16 protein-coding genes, 1 tRNA gene and 1 pseudogene are annotated in these 22,605 nt (G+C 71.1%); 15 read left to right on the top strand and 3 right to left on the bottom strand.

Annotated features, from left to right (window positions below; all coding sequences use genetic code 11):
• Positions 1-19: 19 nt before the first annotated feature.
• Positions 20-1,480, bottom strand: coding sequence for a penicillin-binding transpeptidase domain-containing protein (locus KGS77_RS10585; RefSeq protein ID WP_242580524.1), 1,461 nt, complete (start codon positions 1,478-1,480; stop codon positions 20-22).
• On the bottom strand, positions 1,477-2,970 hold the full coding sequence (locus KGS77_RS10580) for an FtsW/RodA/SpoVE family cell cycle protein (RefSeq protein ID WP_242580523.1): 1,494 nt from the start codon (positions 2,968-2,970) through the stop codon (positions 1,477-1,479). Before KGS77_RS10580 ends, KGS77_RS10585 begins: the two co-directional genes overlap by 4 nt.
• A 568-nt stretch (positions 2,971-3,538) precedes the next feature.
• On the opposite strand from KGS77_RS10580, the gene KGS77_RS10575 reads away from it, so the two are divergent.
• The gene (locus tag KGS77_RS10575; RefSeq protein ID WP_242580522.1) at positions 3,539-4,825 is read left to right on the top strand and encodes a cytochrome P450; all 1,287 of its coding nucleotides are present in this window, start codon (positions 3,539-3,541) and stop codon (positions 4,823-4,825) included.
• A gap of 182 nt (positions 4,826-5,007) precedes the next feature.
• Positions 5,008-6,720, top strand: a complete 1,713-nt coding sequence (locus tag KGS77_RS10570; RefSeq protein WP_242580521.1) for a sigma-70 family RNA polymerase sigma factor — start codon at positions 5,008-5,010, stop codon at positions 6,718-6,720.
• A 540-nt stretch (positions 6,721-7,260) separates the two neighbouring features.
• On the opposite strand, the gene KGS77_RS10565 is transcribed toward KGS77_RS10570, so the two are convergent.
• A tRNA-Arg gene (locus tag KGS77_RS10565) sits at positions 7,261-7,332 on the bottom strand.
• Positions 7,333-7,527: 195 nt separating this feature from the next.
• Between KGS77_RS10565 and KGS77_RS10560 the strand changes: the two genes are divergently transcribed.
• From KGS77_RS10560 to KGS77_RS10500, 13 genes and pseudogenes are all read left to right on the top strand, one after another.
• Positions 7,528-7,935: a response regulator gene (locus tag KGS77_RS10560; protein ID WP_347404464.1), complete on the top strand. Its 408-nt coding sequence runs from the start codon at positions 7,528-7,530 to the stop codon at positions 7,933-7,935.
• The gene (nrtL, locus tag KGS77_RS10555) at positions 7,932-8,915 is read left to right on the top strand and encodes an ArgS-related anticodon-binding protein NrtL (protein ID WP_242580518.1); all 984 of its coding nucleotides are present in this window, start codon (positions 7,932-7,934) and stop codon (positions 8,913-8,915) included. Before KGS77_RS10560 ends, nrtL begins: the two co-directional genes overlap by 4 nt.
• A 121-nt stretch (positions 8,916-9,036) precedes the next feature.
• On the top strand, positions 9,037-10,428 hold the full coding sequence (lysA, locus tag KGS77_RS10550) for a diaminopimelate decarboxylase (RefSeq protein ID WP_242580516.1): 1,392 nt from the start codon (positions 9,037-9,039) through the stop codon (positions 10,426-10,428).
• A gap of 298 nt (positions 10,429-10,726) precedes the next feature.
• Positions 10,727-12,019, top strand: coding sequence for a homoserine dehydrogenase (locus tag KGS77_RS10545; RefSeq protein ID WP_242580514.1), 1,293 nt, complete (start codon positions 10,727-10,729; stop codon positions 12,017-12,019).
• A gap of 16 nt (positions 12,020-12,035) precedes the next feature.
• Positions 12,036-13,130, top strand: a complete 1,095-nt coding sequence (thrC, locus tag KGS77_RS10540; RefSeq protein ID WP_242580511.1) for a threonine synthase — start codon at positions 12,036-12,038, stop codon at positions 13,128-13,130.
• Between the two features lie 314 nt (positions 13,131-13,444).
• A pseudogene (gene thrB / locus KGS77_RS10535) lies at positions 13,445-14,361 on the top strand (homoserine kinase).
• A gap of 366 nt (positions 14,362-14,727) precedes the next feature.
• The gene (gene rho / locus KGS77_RS10530) at positions 14,728-16,806 is read left to right on the top strand and encodes a transcription termination factor Rho (protein WP_242580509.1); all 2,079 of its coding nucleotides are present in this window, start codon (positions 14,728-14,730) and stop codon (positions 16,804-16,806) included.
• A gap of 630 nt (positions 16,807-17,436) precedes the next feature.
• Positions 17,437-18,564 carry an LCP family protein gene (locus KGS77_RS10525; protein ID WP_242580507.1) on the top strand — a complete coding sequence of 376 codons (1,128 nt, stop codon included), beginning with the start codon at positions 17,437-17,439 and terminating at the stop codon, positions 18,562-18,564.
• Positions 18,565-18,764: 200 nt separating this feature from the next.
• Complete coding sequence (rpmE, locus tag KGS77_RS10520) at positions 18,765-18,989, top strand: 50S ribosomal protein L31 (protein ID WP_242580505.1); 225 nt, start codon at positions 18,765-18,767, stop codon at positions 18,987-18,989.
• A 108-nt stretch (positions 18,990-19,097) separates the two neighbouring features.
• Positions 19,098-20,177, top strand: coding sequence for a peptide chain release factor 1 (prfA, locus tag KGS77_RS10515; RefSeq protein ID WP_242580502.1), 1,080 nt, complete (start codon positions 19,098-19,100; stop codon positions 20,175-20,177).
• 81 nt (positions 20,178-20,258) lie between these two features.
• Positions 20,259-21,104 carry a peptide chain release factor N(5)-glutamine methyltransferase gene (prmC, locus tag KGS77_RS10510; RefSeq protein WP_242580500.1) on the top strand — a complete coding sequence of 282 codons (846 nt, stop codon included), beginning with the start codon at positions 20,259-20,261 and terminating at the stop codon, positions 21,102-21,104.
• 143 nt (positions 21,105-21,247) lie between these two features.
• Positions 21,248-21,895 carry an L-threonylcarbamoyladenylate synthase gene (locus KGS77_RS10505; RefSeq protein WP_242580498.1) on the top strand — a complete coding sequence of 216 codons (648 nt, stop codon included), beginning with the start codon at positions 21,248-21,250 and terminating at the stop codon, positions 21,893-21,895.
• Positions 21,895-22,557, top strand: a complete 663-nt coding sequence (locus tag KGS77_RS10500) for a protein-tyrosine-phosphatase (RefSeq protein ID WP_242580496.1) — start codon at positions 21,895-21,897, stop codon at positions 22,555-22,557. The genes KGS77_RS10505 and KGS77_RS10500 overlap by 1 nt, the downstream gene beginning before the upstream one ends.
• Positions 22,558-22,605 lie beyond the last annotated feature (48 nt).

Below are 22,605 nucleotides of genomic sequence, written 5' to 3'. Positions count from 1 at the left end.
CACCGCGAATCAACGGAGGTCATCGCAGCGCCGCCCGCATGACCTCGCGGGCGATCGGCGCGGCGCTCCCGCCGCCGCTGATGTCGGCCCGGTCCGCGGCGGCGTCCTCCACGACCACCGCGACCGCGACCGCCGGACGGGCGGCGTCCTGCGCCCGCGCCCAGGAGATGAACCAGGCGTACGGGGTTCCCTCGCCGCGCTCCCCGTGCTGGGCGGTGCCGGTCTTGCCCCCGACGGTGGCGCCGTCGAGGGCGGCGGCGGTGCCGGTGCCGGAGGTGACGACGTCGGTCATCAATTCCTGGAGCCGCCGGGCGGTGGTACGGCGTACGGCCTGGCGCGGGGGCTCGACGGAGGCCGTGGCGACCGTACGGCCCCGGGAGTCCAGCACCCGGTCGACCAGGTACGGGGGCCTGACCTCCCCGTCGTCGGCGACCGCCGCCGCGACGACGGCCATCTGGAGCGGGGTGGCGGCGGTGTCGTACTGCCCGATGGAGGAGAGGGCGAGCCGGGCGCGGTCCATCTCGGTGTCGAAGACGCTCCGGGCGACGCGGACGGGGATCTTCAGGCCGTCGTCGTTGAAGCCGAAGCGCTCGGCGGCCCGCACCATGCCGGGCAGGCCGACCTCCACGCCCAGGTGCGCGAAGACGGTGTTGCAGGAGACCCGGAAGGCGTACCGGAGGGTCGCGTGGGCGCAGTCGCCCGCCTCGTCCTCGTTGGTCAGACGGGTCGAGCTGCCGGGCAGCACGTAGGGGTCGGGGGTGTCGGTGGGCGCGTCGATGTCGGTGACCTGCCCGCCGTCCAGTGCCGCCGCGGCCGTGACGACCTTGAAGACGGAGCCGGGCGGATAGGTCTGGCGCAACGCGCGGTCGACCATCGGCCGGCCGCTGTCCCGGTTCAGCCGCCGCCAGGCCGCGGTCGTCTGCGATCCCGTACCGGAGAGGGCGCCGGGGTCGTACGAGGGCGTGCTGACCAGCGCGAGGATCCGGCCGCTGGCGGGCTCGACGGCGGCGACCGCGCCCTTTTTGCCGCCGAGCCCGTCGAAGGCGGCGCGCTGTGCGGCGGGGTCGATGGTGGTGGCGACCCGGCCGCCGGGCTGCCGGCCGTGGGTGAGTTCGGCCCAGAGGGGGAAGGGGGCGAGCCGGCTGTCGGTGCCGCTCAGGATGCCGTCCTCGGCGTGTTCGACCAGGGAGGTGCCGTAGAGCTGGGAGGCGTAGCCGGTGACGGGCGCGTACAAGGGGCCCTGGCGGTACGTGCGCTCGTACCGCAGCCGTCCGCCGCTGTCCCGCGAACCGGTGACCGGGTTGCCGCCGACCAGGATGTCCCCGCGCGGCCGGCCGTAGCGGGCGAGGGCGGAGCGGCGGTTGGCGGGGTTGTCGTCGTACGCGCCGGCCTGGAGGACCTGGACGCGGGCGGCGTTGAGCAGCAGTGCCACCAGCAGCACCAGGAAGAAGGCGGCGGTGTGCCGCACACAGCGGATCATGGGGCGGCCCCGGCGCCGCCGCTGTCCTCGCGACCGGCGGCCGGTGGCGTACGGCCGTTGGAGGACGAAGGGTCACCGGAGCGCGAACGGCTACCGGAGGGCGTACGGCCGCCGGGAGTCGTACGGGCGATGACGCCGGTCTCGGCGGCGGCCGGCCGTGGCGCGCGGGCGCTGTCGCTGATCCGCAGCAGCAGCGCGACGATGACCCAGTTGGTGACGACCGAGGACCCGCCCTGGGCGAGGAAGGGCATCGCCATCCCGGTCAGCGGGATCAGCCCCATCACACCGCCCGCGATGACGAAGACCTGGATGGCGGGCAGCGAGGCCAGCCCCACGGCCAGCAGCCGGCCGAACGGGTCGCGCAGCGCCACGCCCGCGCGCAGGCCACGGGCCACCAGGAGCGCGTACAGGAGGAAGAGGGCGGTGAGACCGGCCAGGCCCAGCTCCTCGCCGAAGGTCGCCAGGATGAAGTCGGACTTCATGGCGAAGCCGATGAGGTAGGAGTGGCCCTCGCCCAGGCCGGTGCCCAGCATCCCGCCGGCGGCGAAGGCGAAGAGCGACTGGGCGAGCTGGCTCGGGCCCCGGCCGGACGCGATGCCGTCGAAGGGGTGCAGCCAGTCGTGGACGCGGCCGTGCACATGCGGTTCCAGGTGGCCGACCGCCGCCGCGCCGACGGCGGCGAGCAGCAGCCCGACCGCGATCCAGCCGGTGCGGCCGGTCGCCACGTACAGCAGCACCACGAAGACACCGAAGAAGAGGAGCGAGGTGCCCAGGTCGCGTTCCAGGACCAGCACGCCGACGCTGAGCAGCCAGATCGCGACGATCGGGCCGAGCACCCGGCCCGTGGGCCATTGCATGTGCCAGACCTCGCGGCCGGTATAGGCGAGCGCGTGGCGGTTGGCGGCGAGATAGGCGGCGAAGAAGACGATGAGAAGGACTTTCGCGAATTCGCCGGGCTGGAAGGAAAACCCCGCCACACGAATCCAGATCTTGGCGCCGTTGATGGCCGGAAAGAAGATCGGGACGATCAGCAGGGCGAGGGCGGCGGCGACCGAGACATAGGCGTAACGCTGCAAGGTGCGGTGATCGCGCAGTAAAAGAATGACGGCGGTGAAAAGGGCGACGCCGATGGCGGACCACATCAATTGTGTGGGGGCCGCGGGGTCGCCGGGGGTCTCCAGATCGAGCCGGAAGATGAGGACCAGTCCGAGCCCGTTGAGGAGGACGGCGATGGGGAGCAACAGGGGATCGGCGTAAGGGGCACGGAACCTGACGGCGAGATGGGCGAGCAGGGCCAGCACGCCCAGCCCCGTTCCGTACCGGGCCGCGCCGCCGGGGACGGCGTTCTGGCGGGCCAGTCCGACATCGATGTAGCCGAGGACGCTGATGAGCACGGCACCAAAGAGCAGCGCCAGTTCCACGCCCCGGCGCGCGGGCAGCCTCGGGCCCGGTGGGGGAGTGTCCACGGGGCGGGCCGGGCGTGCCGTCATGGCAGGCAACGTAGCAAGCGACGGGCCATATGTCCGCTATGTCGGATGATCGGGTGTGGGGCGTACGTCTCGGCTGTCAGGGGTGGGTGTCGGGGTAGGCCTTCAAGCGGGACGTGGACGCGGAGGCGTGGGCGCGAGGGTGTGCGGGCGCAGGGGTGAGGGTGTGGACGCAAGGGCGCGGACGTCGGGGGCGGGCCGGGGCAAGGGGCCTTACGGCCCCGCGGTCACGGGGCCGTAAGGCGGGCCGGGGAGGCATTCCGTCCCCCTTCGCCTACCCCTAGGGGGACCGATGGGGACCAATCAGGGCCCGAGCCGTAAACGAGGCCGGGATCAGTTTGTAAACTCGGCACCTACGAATACGAAGAAGGCCGAGCTCGTCACGCTGGATGCGGCCGGCCGGGACAACCGGTCGACGTCATGGACCCCGTGCCATGGCCGCCGCGCGCGAAGGGGCTATGGCGCACGTCACATCCGTGAACGCCGAGCGGGCGCCCTCGGGCTTCCTCGGCTTCCTCGCGCCGCCGAGGGCGGGTGACCGTCCCCCTCGACGAAAGGCAGTATTAGCGTCATGACGACTCTCCGTTCCCGGATCATCGCCTGGGCCGGCCGTATGTATCTGGCAAGGACGCGGAAAAAGGGTTTCAATCTGTCCCGTATGTCCTTCTTGCCGGAATCCGTACTGATGCCACTGCGACGCAACGGCCTCGACCCGGTGAACGATTTGGCAACGGTCCGCGAGAAGGAACCCATCTCCCGCCTCCCCGTGCCGATAGCCGCCAACGTCTGGCTGGTCACGGGTTACGAGGAGGTCAAGGCGGTCCTCGGCAAGGCCAACGCCTTCAGCTCCGACTTCACCAACCTCATCGGACAGGCCGGCGCCAGCACCGAACAGAACCCCGGCGGACTCGGTTTCGCCGACCCGCCCGTGCACACCCGGCTGCGTAAGCTGCTGACCCCCGAATTCACCATGCGCCGGCTCGGCCGGCTCACGCCGCGTATCCACGACATCGTCGAGGAACGCCTCGACGCCATGGAAAAGGCCGGGAAGAACGGCGACCCGGTGGATATCGTCGAGCAATTCGCCCTACCCATCCCGTCCCTGGTCATCTGTGAACTCCTCGGCGTCCCGTACGAGGACCGCGAGGACTTCGAGCGGCTCAGCGCCGCCCGGTTCGACCTCTTCAGCGGCGCCAACGCGTCCTTCGGCGCCATATCGGAATCCCTCGACTATTTCCGTGGCGTCGTGAAGAAGCAGCGTGAGAACCCGGGCGACGGACTCCTGGGCATGATCGTGAAGGAACACGGCGACTCGGTCAGCGACGAGGAACTGGCCGGCCTGGCCGACGGCGTCCTGACGGGCGGCTTCGAGACGACCGCGAGCATGCTGGCGCTGGGCGCCCTCGTACTCCTCCAGGACCCCGAGCACTTCGCCGCCCTCAAGGACGGCGACGAGGCCGCCGACCGCTACGTCGAGGAACTGCTGCGCTACCTCACCGTCGTCCAGGTCGCCTTCCCCCGCTTCGCCCGCGAGGACATGGAGATCGCCGGCGTGAAGATCTCCGAGGGTGACGTGGTCCTGTGTTCCCTCAGCGGCGCCGACCGTGATGGCAGGCTCGGCCCCGAGATGGAGAAGTTCGACCCCGGGCGCAACGTTCCCTCCCACCTGGCCTTCGGCTACGGAATCCACCGCTGCGTCGGCGCCGAACTGGCCCGTATGGAACTGCGCGCCGCCTACCCTGCCCTGGTCCGCCGCTTCCCCAACATGCGCCTGGCCGTGGCTCCCGACGCCCTCGCCTTCCGCAAGCTCTCCATCGTCTACGGAATCGACAGCCTCCCCGTCCGCCTCGACGGCTGACGCACTTCCTCTTCACCGGGCCGGGGGCCGGCACCGACCCCCGGCCGAGCGCCCACCCCACCCTTCCCACCCCAGGAAAAATCTCACAACCCTCCCCCACTTCTTGTTATCGACCCCGGTCCGCGCGATCTCCTATGTGTCAGAGCAAGTACGCGCAGTCGGAAGAGGCGAGTGGGCAAGGCATGATCAGTGATCGCGAGACCGCGTTGGTGACGGCGGCGCAGAGCGGAGACGTACGGGCACAGGACGAACTCGTCGCCGACTACCTACCGTTGGTCTACAACATCGTGGGCCGGGCGCTGAACGGGCACGCCGACGTCGATGACGTCGTACAGGAGAGCATGCTGCGGATGCTCGACGGCCTGAGCGGCCTGCGCGACCCGGCCGGCTTCCGCTCCTGGCTGGTGGCCATCACCATGAACCAGATACGCCGCCGCTGGCGTGAGAACCAGTCGGCCGCGACCCGTGGCGGTCTCCAGGACGCGTACGACGTCGCCGACCCCGGCGCCGACTTCGTGGACCTGACCGTCCTCCAACTGGGCCTGACCGGCCAGCGCCAGGAGACCGCCGAGGCCACCCGCTGGCTGGAGGACGACGACCGGGCCCTGCTGTCCCTGTGGTGGCTGGAGGCCGCCGGCGTCCTGACCCGCGCCGAGGTGGCGAACGCCCTAGAACTGTCCCCCCAGCACACGGCCGTACGCGTACAGCGCGTCAAGGCCCAGCTCGAAACGGCCCGGGTGGTGGTACGCGCCCTCGCGGCCGTACCGCGCTGCTCCCAGTTGGAGCCGCTGGTCGCCCAATGGGACGGCAACCCCTCCGCCCTGTGGCGCAAGCGAATAGCCCGCCATGTCCGCGAATGCCCGGCCTGCTCCGGCCATCTGACCGGCATGATCCCCGCCGAGGGCCTCCTCGCCGGCCTGGCCCTCGTCCCGCTGGCGGCCTCCCTCGCCTACCTCGCCGCCCCCGGCGCCGCCCGCGCGGCCACCGCCGCCGCGGCCACCACCACCATGCCCACGGTCACCACCCCCACCGACCCCATCGCCAACGCGATCCCCGCCGCCGACGTCACCCCGGCCACCACTCCCGCCGCTTCCCGCCCCGCAGGCCACGCGGCCCGCCCCGGCAGCCGCTCCCGCTCCTCCTCACCGTCCCACTCCCGCCGCCGCCCCCGCGGCCGGCGCCGGACGGCGGGAATCGCCGCGACAGCCGCCACCCTCACCGCAGTCGTAGGCGGCGGCATCTACCTCACCACCACCCCCTCACAATCGGACGAATCCACCCGCACCACCGCCGCCGAAGCCCGCTCCGCCACCACCCAGAACAACGCCCTCACCTCCCACCCCACCCCCTCCAAATCCCCCACCCCCCACAAGCCCAAGCCCAAGAAGCCCAAGCCGAAGCCCACGAAGGCCAAGCCCAAGCCCAAGCCCACCAAGTCCCACCCCCGCCCCACCCCCAAACCCACCCACACCACTACCCCCACCACCCCGCCCCCCGCCGACACTTCCACCTCCACCCCCGCCCAACAGGTCATCTCCCTCGTCAACACCGAACGCGCCAAGGCCGGCTGCAGCCCCCTGACCTCCAACCCCCGCCTCACAGCCGCCGCCCAGGGCCACTCCCGCGACATGGCGGTCCGGCACTTCTTCGACCACACCAACCCCGACGGCGCCGGCCCCGGCGAACGCATCACCGCCGCCGGCTACCAATGGAGCACCTACGGCGAGAACATCGCCTACGGCCAACAATCCCCCGCCGACGTCATGAAAAGCTGGATGAACAGCCCCGGCCACCGCGCCAACATCCTCAACTGCGCCTTCAAAGAAATAGGCATAGGCATCCACAACGCCCCCGGCGGCCCCTGGTGGACCCAAAACTTCGGCACCACCCGCTAACCCCACAACCCCGCGCGCCCGAAGCCACCCCACCCCGACTTCGGGCGCGCCGGACACCCCAGTGCAATCGCCATGCAATATCGCCGCGCCAGAAGCAAGCTTTCGCACGTGCAGCAACTCCTACCGCGCACAAGGTAGTCGGGCCGTTGGCCTCAAAAGCATGGCTACTGCCGGCCGAATAGCAGGACGCCGACCACGCGGACGGCGAACGGACCCCCGGTAGCGAACGGCTTCACAGCATCGCGGCGAGGTCTGATGCGCTCTCGGTGAAGGGCGACAACGCAGGGCTGCTACCGGCCCTGGTGCGCTTGCCGAGGTGACGCGAAAACTTCAGCAAGTCGCCGAGCGAGTGGAGGCCCGTACCAGGCGCGCCGCTCGTGCCCTGCTTGCCTGATTACCCGCAGTCGCCAGGTGCCCATCGCTCCATCGCGATCAGTGCGCGAAAGCGACAAAAAAACGGGCCCCAGTGAGACTGGAACCCGCTTCTTCATGTCGGCACCCGCCCTGGTCAGCGCTTGATTTCTGCTGATCATCGGCAAGTGCCCCCGGCAGGATTCGAACCTGCGCACACGGCTCCGGAGGCCGTTGCTCTATCCCCTGAGCTACGGGGGCTTGTCGGCTGCTCTCGCGGCGACGGGTAGAACACTACCAGCTTTGGCGGGGTGGTCATGAACGGGTTGGGGTGGGGTGGGGGAGGAGGGGAGGGGTGGTCGCTCGGAGGGGGTGGAAGTGGGGAAAAGCCGGACGCAGTGGGAGGGGGCCGCCTAGTCTCGAAGGGTGCCTGGCTTGTCCGGCCGGGTCCTTGTTGTGGACGACAACAAGGTCATCCGGCAGTTGATCAGGGTCAACCTGGAGCTGGAGGGCTTCGAGGTCGTGACCGCGGCTGATGGTGCCGAGTGTCTGGACATCGTGCACCAGGTGAGTCCGGATGTCGTGACCCTGGATGTGGTGATGCCGCGGCTGAGCGGGTTGCAGGCGGCGGCGCGGTTGCGGGCGGATCCGCGGACCAAGGACATTCCGCTTGTCGTGGTCAGTGCCTGTACCCAAAGTGAGGTGGAGGGTGGGCAGGCGGTGGGGGTGGACGCGTTTCTCGCGAAGCCGTTCGAGCCGATGGAGCTGGTGGGGATCGTGCAGCGGCTGATGGGGCGGAAGGCCGGCGGGGATGTCGAGGGGGCGGTCGATGTGGGTGGGGGCTCCCCTACGCTGGGGGTGTGACGCCCGCTGAGCTCTCTCGTACTGTGCTGCGCTCGGTGCGGGGTGCCGTCGAGGAGGGGGAGCTCGCGGTGACCTTGCCCGAACGGGTGGTGGTGCGTGTGCCTCCCCGGCGCGGGGAGGGGGATTACGCGTCCGCTGTCGCGCTTCAGCTCGCGAAGGACGCCGGGCGGCCGGCGCGTGAGGTGGCTGAGATCCTGCGGCGGCGGTTGGTGGGGAGTGCCGGGATCGCCGGCGTTCATATCGCCGGGCCCGGGTTCTTGAATTTTGTGTTGGAGGCGGGGGCGCGGGCCGGGGTGGTGGGGGACGTGCTCGCGTACGGGCGCTCGTACGGGGATGCGGGGGGCGCGGACCACGTCGAGCTGCGGGTGGCCGGTGATGTGCGGGCTGTTGTCGTGGGGGAGGCGTTGCGGCGGATCCTGCCGGCGGGGGGAGCGGGGACCGCGCCGGGGGGCGAGGACGTACGGCCGGTGCCGGTGCGGGTGCCCGCCGAGGAAGTGTTCGGGCGGCTGGGGGAGGACGAGGGGCGCTGGGCGCTGCTCGCGGCGGCGGGGCACGATCCGGTGCGGCTGCCCGGGCGGCCGGTGCAGCGGGAGAGCAATCCTCGGTTCCGGGTGCAGTACGCGTATGCCCGTACGGGTGCGTTGGTGCGGAACGCCGCAGATCTGGGGTTCGGGGCCGAGGCCGGGGACGGCGGGGGGGATCAGGGGGCGGCGCTCGACGAGTTGTACGGCCTGCTGGGGGAGTATCCCGAAGCCGTACGGGCCGCCGCGCGGCACCGGGCGCCTGATCGGCTCGTACGGCATCTGGTGGCCACGGCCGACACCTGGTTCCGCTGTCATGACACCTACCCGCCGCTGCCGGTCGGGGAGCAGAAACCCTCGGCCGTTCACCGCGCCCGACTGGCCCTCGCCGAGGCCACCGGGACGGTGCTCGCCAACGGCCTGACCCTGCTCGGCATCACCGCTCCGGAGTATGTCTGAGAGTCGGCCGCGACATCTGGTCCGGGGCGTCACTCCGCTACTCCGCACTCCATCACTCCGTTGTTCCGCCACTGCCAAGTACGAGTAAGTACGAAGTAAGTACGAGGGGAATACCCGCATCATGAGCCGTTCCGCACACCCCGCCGGCCCCCGCCACGGTGACGTCCTGCCCGAGGGGCACTACTTCGCCCCGCCGGCCGATCTGAACGCCCTGGACCCGCGTGTGTGGTCCCGTACGGTCCGGCGCGGCGCCGACGGGGCCGTGACCGTCGCGGGTATGGACGTCCGGGCGTTGGCCGAGGAGTTCGGTACGCCCGCCTACTTCCTGGACGTGGCGGACTTCCGCGCCCGCTGCCGGGCCTGGAAGGACGCCTTCGGGACGGAGGCGGACGTCTTCTACGCGGGCAAGGCGTTCTTGTCCCGGGCCGTCGTGCGCTGGCTGCACGAGGAGGGGCTGAACCTGGACGTGTGCTCGGCCGGGGAGCTGGCGACCGCGCTGGCGGCCGGGATGCCGGCCGAGCGGATCGCGCTGCACGGCAACAACAAGAGCACCGAGGAGATCACCCGGGCCGTCGAGGCGGGCGTCGGGCGGATCGTGCTGGACTCCTTCCAGGAGATCGTGCGGGTGGCGCACATCGCGGACCGGCTGGGCAAGCGGCAGCGCGTACAGATCCGCGTGACGGTGGGCGTCGAGGCACACACCCACGAGTTCATCGCCACCGCGCACGAGGACCAGAAGTTCGGCATCGCGCTGGCGGGCGGGCAGGCCGCCGAGGCCGTACGGCGGGTCCTCAAGCTCGACGGGCTGGAGCTGACGGGCATCCACTCGCACATCGGGTCGCAGATCTTCGACATGGCCGGATTCGAGGTCTCCGCGCGGCGGGTGGTGGGGCTGCTGACCGAGGTGCGCGACGAGCACGGCGTCGAGCTGCCCGAGATCGACCTCGGCGGCGGCCTGGGCATCGCGTACACCTCCGAGGACGACCCGCGCGAGCCGCACGAGATCGCCGCGGCGCTGGGCGAGATCGTCACCCGCGAGTGCGCGGCGGCGGGGCTGGCGGTGCCGCGGATCTCCGTGGAACCGGGCCGGGCGATCGTCGGCCCGACGGCGTTCACGCTGTACGAGGTCGGCACGGTCAAGGAACTGGAGGGGCTGCGGACGTACGTGTCCGTCGACGGCGGGATGTCGGACAACATCCGTACGGCCCTGTACGACGCGGAGTACAGCGTCGCCCTGGCCTCCCGCGTCTCGGACGCCCCGCCGATGCTCTCGCGCGTGGTCGGCAAGCACTGCGAGAGCGGTGACATCGTCGTACGGGACGCCTTCCTGCCCGCCGACGTGGCCCCCGGCGACCTGCTCGCCGTGCCCGCGACCGGCGCGTACTGCCGCTCGATGGCCAGCAACTACAACCACGCGCTGCGCCCGCCGGTGGTGGCGGTGGAGGACGGGGCGGCGCGGGTGATCGTGCGGCGGGAGACGGAGGAGGACCTGCTGCGGCTCGACGTCGGGTAGATGGCGGGTCGGATGCCGGGTGCCGCGTGTCGGATGCCGGGTGCCGGCGCCGGGTGGGCGGCCGGCCGGGTACGGATGTCGGGTGAGCGGCCGGAGGGACGGCGGCGCCGGCCGGTTCTCGATGTTGGTTAGATGGACGGTGTGGGAATCGGTGGTCATCACCGGTACCCGGGAGCCTGCCCATACCCCGGCTCCGAATCCATGGAATTGCCGTCTCGGCATCCGGACCGGCGGCCGGCTCGCCGGTCCGGTGCGTGAGACTGGTGCATTACCGAGCAGGAAAGTGAAACGAGGTCGAATGATGCGTACGCGTCCGCTGAAGGTGGCGCTGCTGGGCTGTGGAGTGGTCGGCTCAGAGGTGGCGCGCATCATGACGACGCACGCCGACGACCTCACGGCCCGCATCGGCGCGCCCGTGGAACTCGCCGGGATCGCGGTGCGCCGCCCCGGGAAGGTACGCGCGGGGGTGCCCGCGGAGCTGATCACCACCGACGCCACCGCGCTGGTCAAACGCGGTGACATCGACGTCGTCATCGAGGTCATCGGCGGTATCGAGCCGGCCCGTGGCCTGATCACAGCCGCTTTCGAGCACGGCGCGAGCGTGGTCTCCGCCAACAAGGCGCTGGTCGCCGCGGACGGTGCCGCGCTGCACGCCGCCGCCGAGGCCAACGGCGCCGACCTGTACTACGAGGCGGCCGTGGCGGGCGCCATCCCGCTCGTACGGCCGCTGCGCGAGTCGCTGGCCGGCGACAAGGTCAACCGGGTGCTCGGCATCGTCAACGGCACGACCAACTTCATCCTCGACAAGATGGACTCCACCGGCGCCGGCTATTCGGAGGCGCTGGACGAGGCGACGGCCCTGGGGTACGCGGAGGCCGACCCGACCGCCGACGTCGAGGGCTACGACGCCGCCGCCAAGGCCGCGATCCTGGCCGGTATCGCCTTCCACACCCGCGTGACCATCGACGACGTGCACCGCGAGGGGCTGACCGAGGTCACCGCCTCCGACATGGCCTCCGCCAAGCGCATGGGCTGCACCGTCAAGCTGCTGGCCATCTGCGAGCGGGCCCGGGACGGCGCGTCGGTCACCGCGCGGGTGCACCCCGCGATGATTCCGCTGACCCATCCGCTGGCCTCCGTCCGCGGGGCGTACAACGCGGTGTTCGTGGAGGCGGAGGCGGCCGGACAGCTCATGTTCTACGGGCCGGGCGCCGGCGGCTCGCCGACCGCCTCGGCGGTGCTCGGCGACCTCGTGGCCGTCTGCCGCAACAAGCTGGCCGGGGCGACCGGGCCGGGCGAGTCGGCGTACACGCGGCTGCCGGTCAGCCCCATGGGCGAGGTCGTCACGCGGTACCACATCAGTCTGGACGTGGCCGACAAGCCCGGCGTCCTGGCCCAGGTCGCCACGGTCTTCGCCGAGCACGGCGTGTCGATCGACACCGTCCGGCAACAGGGCAAGGACGGCGAGGCGTCGCTCGTCGTCGTCACCCACCGCGCGGCCGACGCCGCCCTGTCCTCGACCGTCGGGGCACTGCGCGAGCTGGACACCGTCCGCGGTGTCGCCAGCATCATGCGGGTCGAAGGGGAGTAAAGGAACCATGTCTGTTATGTCCAGCGCGAATGCGTCCACCGCGAACCGTCCCGCGAACCGTCAGTGGCGCGGCATCATCGAGGAATACCGCGACCGCCTCCCGGTCGGCGACACCACCGAGGCCGTCACCCTCCGTGAGGGCGGCACGCCGCTGGTGCCCGCGCAGGTGCTCTCCGAGCGTACGGGCTGTGAGGTTCACCTCAAGGTGGAGGGCGCCAACCCCACCGGCTCCTTCAAAGACCGTGGCATGACCATGGCCATCACCCGGGCGAAGGAGGAGGGCGCCAAGGCCGTCATCTGCGCCTCCACCGGCAACACCTCCGCCTCGGCCGCCGCCTATGCCGTACGGGCCGGAATGGTCTGCGCCGTCCTGGTCCCGCAGGGCAAGATCGCCCTGGGCAAGATGGGGCAGGCACTGGTGCACGGGGCGAAGATCCTCCAGATCGACGGCAATTTCGACGACTGTCTGACCCTTGCGCGCGGCCTTTCCGACAGGTACCCGGTCGCACTTGTGAACTCCGTCAACCCGGTCCGTATCGAGGGGCAGAAGACCGCCGCCTTCGAGATCGTCGACATGCTCACCGACGCCCCGGACATCCACGTCCTGCCCGTGGGCAACGCCGGGAACATCACCGCCTACTGGAAGGGCTACAAGGAGTACGCCGCCGACGGCATCGCCTCGCGCACCCCGCGCATGTGGGGCTTCCAGGCGTCGGGCAGCGCCCCGATCGTGCGCGGCGAGGTGGTCAAGGACCCGCACACCATCGCCACCGCCATCCGCATCGGCAACCCCGCGTCCTGGCACCTGGCCGAGCAGGCCCGGGACGAGTCCGGCGGCTTCATCGACGAGGTGACCGACCGTCAGATCCTGGCCGCCTACCGGCTGCTGGCCGCCCAGGAGGGCGTCTTCGTCGAGCCCGCCTCGGCCGCGTCGGTCGCCGGTCTGCTCAAAGCTGCCGACGAGGGCAGGGTCGATCCGGGCCAGCGCATCGTGTGCACGGTCACCGGCAACGGCCTGAAGGACCCCGACTGGGCGGTGGCCGGCGCCCCGCAGCCGGTCACGGTCCCGATCGACGCGGACGCCGCCGCCGAACGGCTGGGTCTGGCGTAAGGGAATCCGCAGGGGAAAGGGCGGCGCCGCCGGGCGCCGTACCTCCCGGAAAACCCCGTCGAGCAAATTCTGCAAAGGCTGCAAAGTCGGCGCCAGAGGGGCCGGAGGCGTGCGACACGCATCGTGCGCCTCCCGTGCGCCCTATGTCGCCGCAGAACCTTCCTTCGATAGGCTGGCAGCCAACTCCCCTCCCCACTGCTCGTGCGGTGGAGTGCAGGGCAGGTCAGAACGGTCCCCATGAGCCGGCCGGGCACCTCGGTGCCGCGGCGTTCCGGGGCAGTACCGCAGCATCAATCAAGGAGAGTCATCGAGCGATGGCCGGTCCCGCGTTCCGCGCCGCCGCCGTCCGGGTGCGCACCCCGCCACCAGCGCCAATCTCGGCCCCGGCTTCGACGCCCTGGGGCTGTCACTGGGGCTGTACGACGATGTCGTGGTGCGTGTCGCCGACTCCGGTCTGCACGTCGACATCGCAGGTGAGGGCGCCCAGACCCTGCCGCGCGACGAGAACCACCTGCTCGTACGGGCGCTGCGCGCGGCCTTCGACCTGCTCGGCGGACAGCCGCGCGGACTGGAAATCGTCTGCGCCAACCGCATCCCGCACGGGCGGGGCCTGGGGTCCTCCTCCGCCGCCATCTGCGCGGGCATCGTCGCCGCCCGCGCCGTGACGATAGGCGGCGAGCAGCGGCTGGACGACGCCGCGCTGCTCGAACTGGCCACGGAGATCGAGGGCCATCCGGACAATGTCGCCGCCTGCCTGATGGGCGGTTTCACCCTGGCCTGGATGGATACCGGCTCCGCGCGGGCGATCAGGATGGACCCCTTGGATTCCATCGTTCCGGTGGTCTTCGTGCCGGGTAAGCCGGTACTGACCAAGACCGCCCGGGGGCTGCTGCCGCGTACCGTCCCCCATGTGGACGCCGCGGCCAACGCCGGTCGTGCGGCACTGCTCGTGGAGGCCCTGACCAGGCGTCCCGAGCTGCTGCTCGCCGCGACCGAGGACCGACTTCACCAGGAGTACCGTGCTCCCGCGATGCCGGACAGCGCGGCCCTGGTGAACCGACTGCGCGCGGACGGCGTCCCCGCGGTCATCTCCGGCGCGGGCCCCACGGTGCTCGCGCTGGCCGAGGACGGTGCGGCCGACAAGGTCGCACGGCTGGCGGGCGAGGGGTGGGCGGCCAACCGGCTGTCACTCGACACGCGGGGCGCCTGCGTCCTGCCGCTCACCGGGTGATCGACGATTGCCGGTCTTGGAGAGGGGGAATGTTTGTTGGATCCGGTAGTGTTAACCTCAAGTGAGTACCCGACGCCTGCGTGGCGCGGTGCTTCGTGTCCCGATCCGGGACCACCTTTCTTCCGGGAGCCTCCCAAACTGCTTGGAGCAGTTGCCTGAAGCAGAAGCGAGCACGCTCCGGAATCGGCGTGGCGGACATGAGTCACACAGCATCTCCTCGCGCCGGAATCATGAACTGATCTCTCCGCCGTATCAGGCGGGACCACCGCCCCGGCCCGGTCCGACAGACCAAAAGGACCGCAGCCGGACAGCACAACCGGTCGCCGAGCCAGACAGGCCGACGCCCGCTCCAGGGAAGGACCCTTCGTGAGCGACACCACCGATCTGATGGGCGCGCGCACCGATGGCAGTGCCACCGCGCCCGCCACGGACGCTCCCGCCGCGCCTGCCACCGGTGCTGCCACTGGTAGTGCCCCGCGGCGACGCCGTTCCGGCACCGGCCTCGACGGCATGGTCCTGGCAGAGCTGCAGCAGGTTGCCTCCAGCCTCGGTATCAAGGGCACCGCGCGGATGCGCAAGAGCCAGTTGATCGAGGTCATCAAGGAGAAGCAGGCTGGGGGCACCTCCCAGGCCGCAGGCTCCGCGGCCAAGGCCGACGCGCCTGCCGAGACCAAGCCCAAGCGCCGGGCGACCTCCAAGGCCCGTACGGGTGAGGACGGCGCCGAGAAGACGGAGGCCGCCAAGGCCACGGGCGCATCCGCGAAGACCGCCGAGGACAAGACCGGCGGCCAGCAGCAGATCGACATCCCGGGCCAGCCGCTGAGCGACGAGCAGCCGGCCGGTGAGCGCCGCCGGCGCCGGGCGACCGCCGCCGCGGGCAGCCCCGACACCGCCGCCGGCGACGTCCGGACCGAGGCCAGGACCGAGACCCGTACCGAGGCCAAGACGGGCACCGCCGCACGGGAGGACTCCCGCGCCGAGGCCGCCGTGGACACCGCCGAGGGCCGTAACGCCAAGGGCGGCGACCGCCAGGACCGCGGCCAGAAGGGCGAGCGCCGCGACCGCGGTGAACGGGGCGAGCGCGGCCAGCGCGACCGTGACCGCCGCGGCAAGAACAGCGACGGCCAGGACGGCGGCGGCCAGCAGCCAAGCGGCGGCAACCGCCAGCGCGACAACCGCCGGGCCGAGGAGGACGCCGAGGACTTCGAGGGCGGGCGCCGCGGGCGCCGCGGGCGTTACCGGGACCGCCGTGGCCGCCGTGGCCGCGAGGACTTCGGCAACGAGCCGCAGCTCTCCGAGGACGACGTCCTGATCCCGGTCGCGGGCATCTTGGACATCCTCGACAACTACGCGTTCATCCGGACCTCCGGCTACCTGCCCGGCCCCAACGACGTGTACGTCTCCCTCGCCCAGGTCCGCAAGAACGGTCTGCGCAAGGGTGACCACGTCACCGGCGCGGTCCGCCAGCCGCGGGACGGCGAGCGGCGCGAGAAGTTCAACGCGCTGGTCCGCCTGGACACCGTCAACAGCATGTCGCCCGAACAGGGCCGCGGCCGTGCGGAGTTCGGGAAGCTGACGCCCCTTTACCCGCAGGAGCGGCTGCGGCTGGAGGGCGAGCCGGGCGCGCTGACGCCGCGGATCATCGACCTGGTCACGCCGATCGGCAAGGGCCAGCGCGGTCTGATCGTGGCCCCGCCGAAGACCGGCAAGACCATGATCATGCAGGCGGTCGCCAACTCGATCACCCGCAACAACCCCGAGTGCCACCTGATGGTCGTCCTGGTCGACGAGCGTCCCGAAGAGGTCACCGACATGCAGCGGTCGGTCAAGGGCGAGGTCATCTCCTCGACCTTCGACCGCCCGGCCGAGGACCACACCACCGTCGCCGAGCTGGCCATCGAGCGCGCCAAGCGCCTGGTGGAGCTGGGCCACGACGTGGTCGTCCTGCTGGACTCCATCACCCGTCTGGGCCGCGCCTACAACCTCGCCGCCCCCGCCTCCGGCCGCATCCTGTCCGGTGGTGTGGACTCCACCGCGCTCTACCCGCCGAAGAAGTTCTTCGGTGCCGCGCGCAACATCGAGGACGGCGGCTCGCTGACCATCCTGGCCACCGCGCTGGTCGAGACCGGCTCGCGCATGGACGAGGTGATCTTCGAGGAGTTCAAGGGCACCGGCAACATGGAGCTCAAGCTCGACCGGAAGCTCGCCGACAAGCGCATCTTCCCCGCGGTGGACGTCGACGCGTCCGGTACCCGTAAGGAAGAGATCCTGATGGGCAGCGACGAGCTGGCCGTCGTCTGGAAGCTGCGCCGGGTGCTGCACGCCCTGGACCAGCAGCAGGCCATCGAGCTGCTGCTGGACAAGATGAAGCAGACGAAGTCCAACGCGGAGTTCCTGCTCCAGATCCAGAAGAACACCCCCGGCGTGGGCAACGGCAACGACTGACGTGCGCGCCGTCTGACGCCCGCACGGCGGTAGACGCCGCGAGCGCCGTAAGCCCTCCTCGCCACTCCGGTGGCGGGGAGGGCTTCGTGCTGTCCGCGGCCACATGCGGTCACACGCGGCCACACGCGGCTGCGCGCAGACGTACGAGACCGGCTCGCGGCCGTACGCGCCCCCGCGGCCGTAGGAGCCGTCCGCAGCCGCAGGAGGCCGCTGCACCGCCGGTGCGGGTGCGGGCACCGGCGTCCGTACGGCCCGGCGCCAACCCGTACGGGCGTACGCGTCTCGTACACCCACGCCGTCTGCTGTACGGGTGCCGCCCGCACCGTACGCGGGCCGGCGTACCGGCGTCTCCCCGCGCCTACGGGGCGGGCCGTACCGGCACGGCTGAGACCTTCCGCACAGATCCAAAGATCACGCGCGTTTCCGGCCAACCCCGCGATTCAGGTCGAAAGTCCAGGTCGGAAGGGCGAAAGGCCCCTGTTCCGGACACCGTGGCCGGCGGTTTTCTAAGAAGGGCCCTCAAATGCCCTGTGCAACCCTTCCGGTCTACCTCCCGTCTGTCAGGGGGCAACAACCCATGGCTGGTCGACGGCGGCGAGGGGCAGCCGAGAGACGAGGACTGAGAAAGACATGGCGGACAGCAGCAACGCCACGGAGACGGCCAGAAGCCGTTCCCGCGGCATACGTGCCACCGGCCGCCGGCGCAAGGGGCCGACCCGGCGCCGCCGGGCCCTGAAGATCGCCCTGTGCGCGCTGGCCGCCTGCGTGCTGCTGGGCGGCGCCGGAATCGGCTACCTCTACATCAAGCTCAACGGCAATCTCAAGGGCGTCGACATCAACGCCGCGCTCGGCGACGACCGGCCGCGCAACGCCGACAACGGCTCGATGGACATCCTGGTCATGGGATCGGACTCGCGCGCCGGGAAGAACGGCGACTACGGCCGTGACGAGGGCACGGCCCGCTCCGACACGGCGATGGTCGTGCACGTCTACGAGGGCCACAAGAAGGCCAGCGTGGTCAGCATCCCCCGCGACACCATGATCCAGCGCCCGGACTGCACCACCAAGGACGGCAAGAAGATACCCGGGCAGCGCCGGGCCATGTTCAACACCGCTTTCGAGGCCGGCGGCCCGGCCTGCGCCGTCAAGACCGTGGAGTCCATGAGCGGCATCCGCATGGACCACTTCGTCGAGGTCGACTTCACCGGCTTCAAGAAGCTCATCGACGCCCTGGGCGGGGTGGACATCACCACCACCAAGGCGATCAACGACAAGGACAGCCACCTCAACCTCCCGCCCGGCAAGCACACCCTCAACGGCGAGCAGGCCCTGGGCCTGGTACGGACCCGGCACGGTGTCCCGGGCGGCGACGGCAGCGACCTGGGCCGTATCCAGCTCCAGCAGACCTTCGTCAAGGCGCTGATGGACCAGGTCAAGAACATCGGAGTGCTCGGCAACCCGGCGCGGCTCTACCGCATCGCCGACACCGCCACCAGCGCCATCACCACCGACACCGACCTGGACTCGGTGAACGAGCTGATGGGCCTGTCCAAGAGCCTGGGCGGCATCGGGTCGCAGAACATCCACATGGTGACGCTGCCCGTGACGTACGACCCCGCCGACCCCAACCGCGTCCTGCCGCTGGCCGCGCAGAGCCGGCAGGTCTGGGACGCGCTGCGGCAGGACCAGGACATCCCCAAGTCCGCGACCAAGAACTCCGCGGGCGACAAGGGCGGCACGTCCGGCTACGTGAAGTAGCGCCGGCCAGGCCGCGCGGCCGGCCGGTGACCCACCGTAGTCCCCGCAGGCCACAGGCTCCGTACCGAGGTGAGGAATAGTTCCTGACCCACCCCGGTTTGGGGAGATGAGGCCAGTGCTGGCAGACTGGACCGTCGGCCCCGGTTCACGTGCCGCAAACGGCGGACGACCCGGAGCCCTCCCGAACCTAGGAGAATCCCTTGAAGCGCGACATCCACCCGGAGTACGTCGAGACCCAGGTGAGCTGCACCTGCGGCGCGACGTTCACCACCCGTAGCACCGTGGCCGACGGCAGCATCCGTGCCGACGTCTGCTCGGAGTGCCACCCGTTCTACACGGGCAAGCAGAAGATCCTCGACACCGGTGGCCGCGTGGCCCGCTTCGAGGCCCGCTTCGGCAAGGCCGCTGGCTCCGCCAAGAAGTAGCGACCCGCAAGGCGCCGGTTCCCGGTCGCCCCTTCGCAGGGGTGACCGGACCGGCGTTTTGTCGTCCGGGCCACCACCAAGAGTCAGCTTCAGCTAAGGAACCCCAGGATGTTCGAGGCGGTCGAAGAACTGATCGGCGAGCACGCCGACCTTGAAAAGCGGCTGGCCGACCCCGCGGTCCACGCCGACCAGCGCGAGGCCACCCGGCTCAACAAGCGCTATTTCGAACTGACCCCGATCATCACGGCGTACCGCGCCTGGAAGCAGACCGGCGAGGACATCGTCACCGCCCGGGAACTGGCCGCCGACGACCCGGAATTCGCCGACGAGGTCAAGGACCTGGAGGTCCGGCGCGAGGAGCTGACCGACAAGCTGCGCCTGCTGCTCGTACCCCGCGACCCCAGCGACGACAAGGACGTCATCCTGGAGATCAAGGCGGGCGAGGGCGGCGAGGAGTCCGCGCTGTTCGCCGGCGACCTGCTGCGCATGTACCTGCGCTACGCCGAGCGCGTCGGCTGGAAGACCGAGATCCTGGACGCCAACGAGTCCGACCTCGGCGGCTACAAGGACGTCCAGGTCGCCGTGAAGACCAAGGGCGGGGGCGGCGCCACCGAGCCCGGCCAGGGCGTGTGGGCCCGCCTGAAGTACGAGGGCGGGGTGCACCGCGTCCAGCGGGTGCCCGCCACCGAGTCCCAGGGCCGTATCCACACCTCCGCGGCCGGTGTGCTCGTCACGCCCGAGGCCGAGGAGGTCGAGGTCGAGATCGGCCCGAACGACCTGCGCATCGACGTCTACCGCTCCTCCGGCCCCGGCGGCCAGTCGGTCAACACCACCGACTCCGCCGTACGGATCACCCACCTGCCCACCGGCATCGTCGTCTCCTGCCAGAACGAGAAGAGCCAGCTCCAGAACAAGGAGCAGGCCCTGCGTATCCTGCGCTCGCGGCTGCTGGCCGCGGCCCAGGAGGAGGCCGAGCGGGAGGCGTCGGACGCCCGGCGCAGCCAGGTCCGCACCGTCGACCGCTCCGAGCGGATCCGTACCTACAACTTCCCGGAGAACCGGATCTCCGACCACCGGGTCGGTTTCAAGGCGTACAACTTGGACCAGGTGCTCGACGGCGAACTGGACCCGGTGATCCAGGCGTGCGTGGACGCCGACTCGGCTGCCAAGCTGGCCGCCGCCCAGTGACCCGCGCCGTGCCGCAGGCCCCTGGCATGCCGTGACCCCGACCCGCACCCGAGCCCTGTACGTACCGGCTGGAGGACCCCAGTGAACCTGCTGCTCGCCGAGGTGGCCCAGGCCACCCAGCGGCTGGCCGACGCAGGCGTGCCCTCGCCGCGCTTCGACGCGGAAGAGCTCGCCGCACACGTGCACGGCGTCAAGCGGGGCGAGCTGCACGCGGTCGCCGACGCGGATTTCGACGCCCGCTACTGGGAGGCGGTGGCCCGCCGCGAGGCCCGCGAACCGCTCCAGCACATCACCGGCCGCGCCTTCTTCCGCTATCTGGAGCTGCACGTCGGCCCGGGTGTCTTCGTCCCCCGGCCGGAGACCGAGTCGGTCGTCGGCTGGGCGATAGACGCGGTCCGCGCGATGGACGTCGTCGAGCCGCTGATCGTGGACCTGTGCACCGGCTCGGGCGCCATCGCACTGGCGCTGGCCCAGGAGGTGCCGCGCTCGCGGGTGCACGCCGTGGAGCTGTCGGAAGACGCCATGCGGTGGGCGCGCAAGAACGTCCAGGGGTCCCGCGTCGTTCTCCAGCAGGGTGATGCGCTGACCGCGTTCCCCGAGCTGGACGGCCAGGTCGACCTGGTCATCTCCAACCCGCCGTACATCCCGCTGACCGAGTGGGAGTACGTCGCCCCCGAGGCGCGCGACCACGACCCCGAGCTCGCGCTCTTCTCGGGCGAGGACGGCCTGGACACCATCCGGGGCATCGAGCGGACCGCACACCGCCTGCTGCGGCCCGGCGGCGTGGTCGTCGTCGAGCACGCCGACACCCAGGGCGGCCAGGTCCCGTGGATCTTCGCCGAGGAACGGGGCTGGGCCGACGCGGCCGACCACCCGGACCTGAACAACCGGCCGCGCTTCGCCACCGCGCGCAGGGCGACGCCATGACCCGGCGCGTGTTCCCGGCGCCCCGGGCGCCGCAGCTCCCGGCCCTGTCGCCGGCCCCGGCACCGCTCCCGGCGCCGCCGGCCCGTGTCCGGGAGAAGGTCCGGGAGAAGACAGCATCCGTTCCGCACGAGGAGGTCCGTTAAATGGCACGGCGTTACGACTGCAGCGACGCGACCGACCGCGCGACCGGTCTGCGCGAGGCCGCCGCGGCCGTCCGCCGCGGCGAGCTGGTCGTGCTGCCGACCGACACCGTCTACGGCATCGGCGCGGACGCGTTCAGCGCCGAGGCCGTCGGCGACCTGCTGGAGGCCAAGGGCCGCGGGCGCGGCATGCCCTCCCCGGTCCTGGTCGGCTCCCCCAACACCCTCCACGGGCTCGTCACGGACTTCTCCGAGCAGGCCTGGGAGCTGGTCGACGCCTTCTGGCCGGGCGCGCTGACCCTGGTCGCCCACCACCAGCCGTCGCTGACGTGGGACCTGGGCGAGACCCGGGGCACGGTCGCGGTCCGTATGCCGCTGCACCCCGTCGCGATCGAGCTGCTGACGGAGTTCGGCCCGATGGCCGTCTCCAGCGCCAACCTCACGGGCCACCCCTCCCCGCAGGACTGCGACGCCGCGCAGCGGATGCTCGGCGACTCCGTCTCGGTGTACCTGGACGGCGGCCCCACCCCCGCCGCCGTGCCGTCCTCGATCGTCGACGTCACCGGCGCCACGCCGGTGCTGCTGCGCGCGGGCGCGATCAGCGCGGAGGAGCTGCGCAAGGTGGTACCCGAGCTTGAGGTGGCCAATTGATGGCCCCCCTGGGGCGTGGCATAGCGGGACCAGGCGACGAGGGCCCTTGCACCTTCCGCATCCTCCACGTCAGCACCGGCAACGTCTGCCGCTCGCCCATCACCGAGCGGCTGCACCGCCACGCCCTGGACCTGCGCCTGGGTGAGGACCGGCGGGGCGGCCTGGTCGTGGAGAGCGCCGGCACCTGGGGCCACGAGGGCGCGCCCATGGAGGCACACGCCGCCACCGTCCTGGCGGACTACGGCGCGGACCCGGCCGGCTTCATCGGCCGCGAACTGCTGGACGAGCACGTCATCCGGGCCGACCTGGTGCTGACCGCGACCCGCGACCACCGCGCGCAGGTCATCTCCATGGGCCACTCCGCCGGGCTGCGCACCTTCACCCTCAAGGAGTTCAACCGGCTCGTACGGGCCATAGACCCCGCCACGCTGCCCGAGCCCGACCCCTCGCTGCCCGACGGCGGGCTGGTGGAGCGGGCCCGCGCGCTGGTCGGTGCCGCCGCAGCGCTGCGCGGCTGGCTGCTGGCGCCGAACGCGGAGGCCGACGAGGTCTACGACCCGTACGGCGCCCCGATCACGTTCTTCCGCTCCATCGGGGACGAGATCAACCAGGCGCTCGACCCGGTGGTCACGGCCCTGACGGGAGTGCCGGCCCGCGCCTGAACGGAGGGCGCCGTCCGGCGCCCTCAGCGGCCGTGCGGCAGCCCGCGG

The sequence above is a fragment of the Streptomyces sp. MST-110588 genome (genome assembly GCF_022695595.1).
Taxonomy (GTDB): Bacteria; Actinomycetota; Actinomycetes; order Streptomycetales; family Streptomycetaceae; genus Streptomyces.
This window is presented reverse-complemented; position numbering and strand designations above follow the sequence as displayed.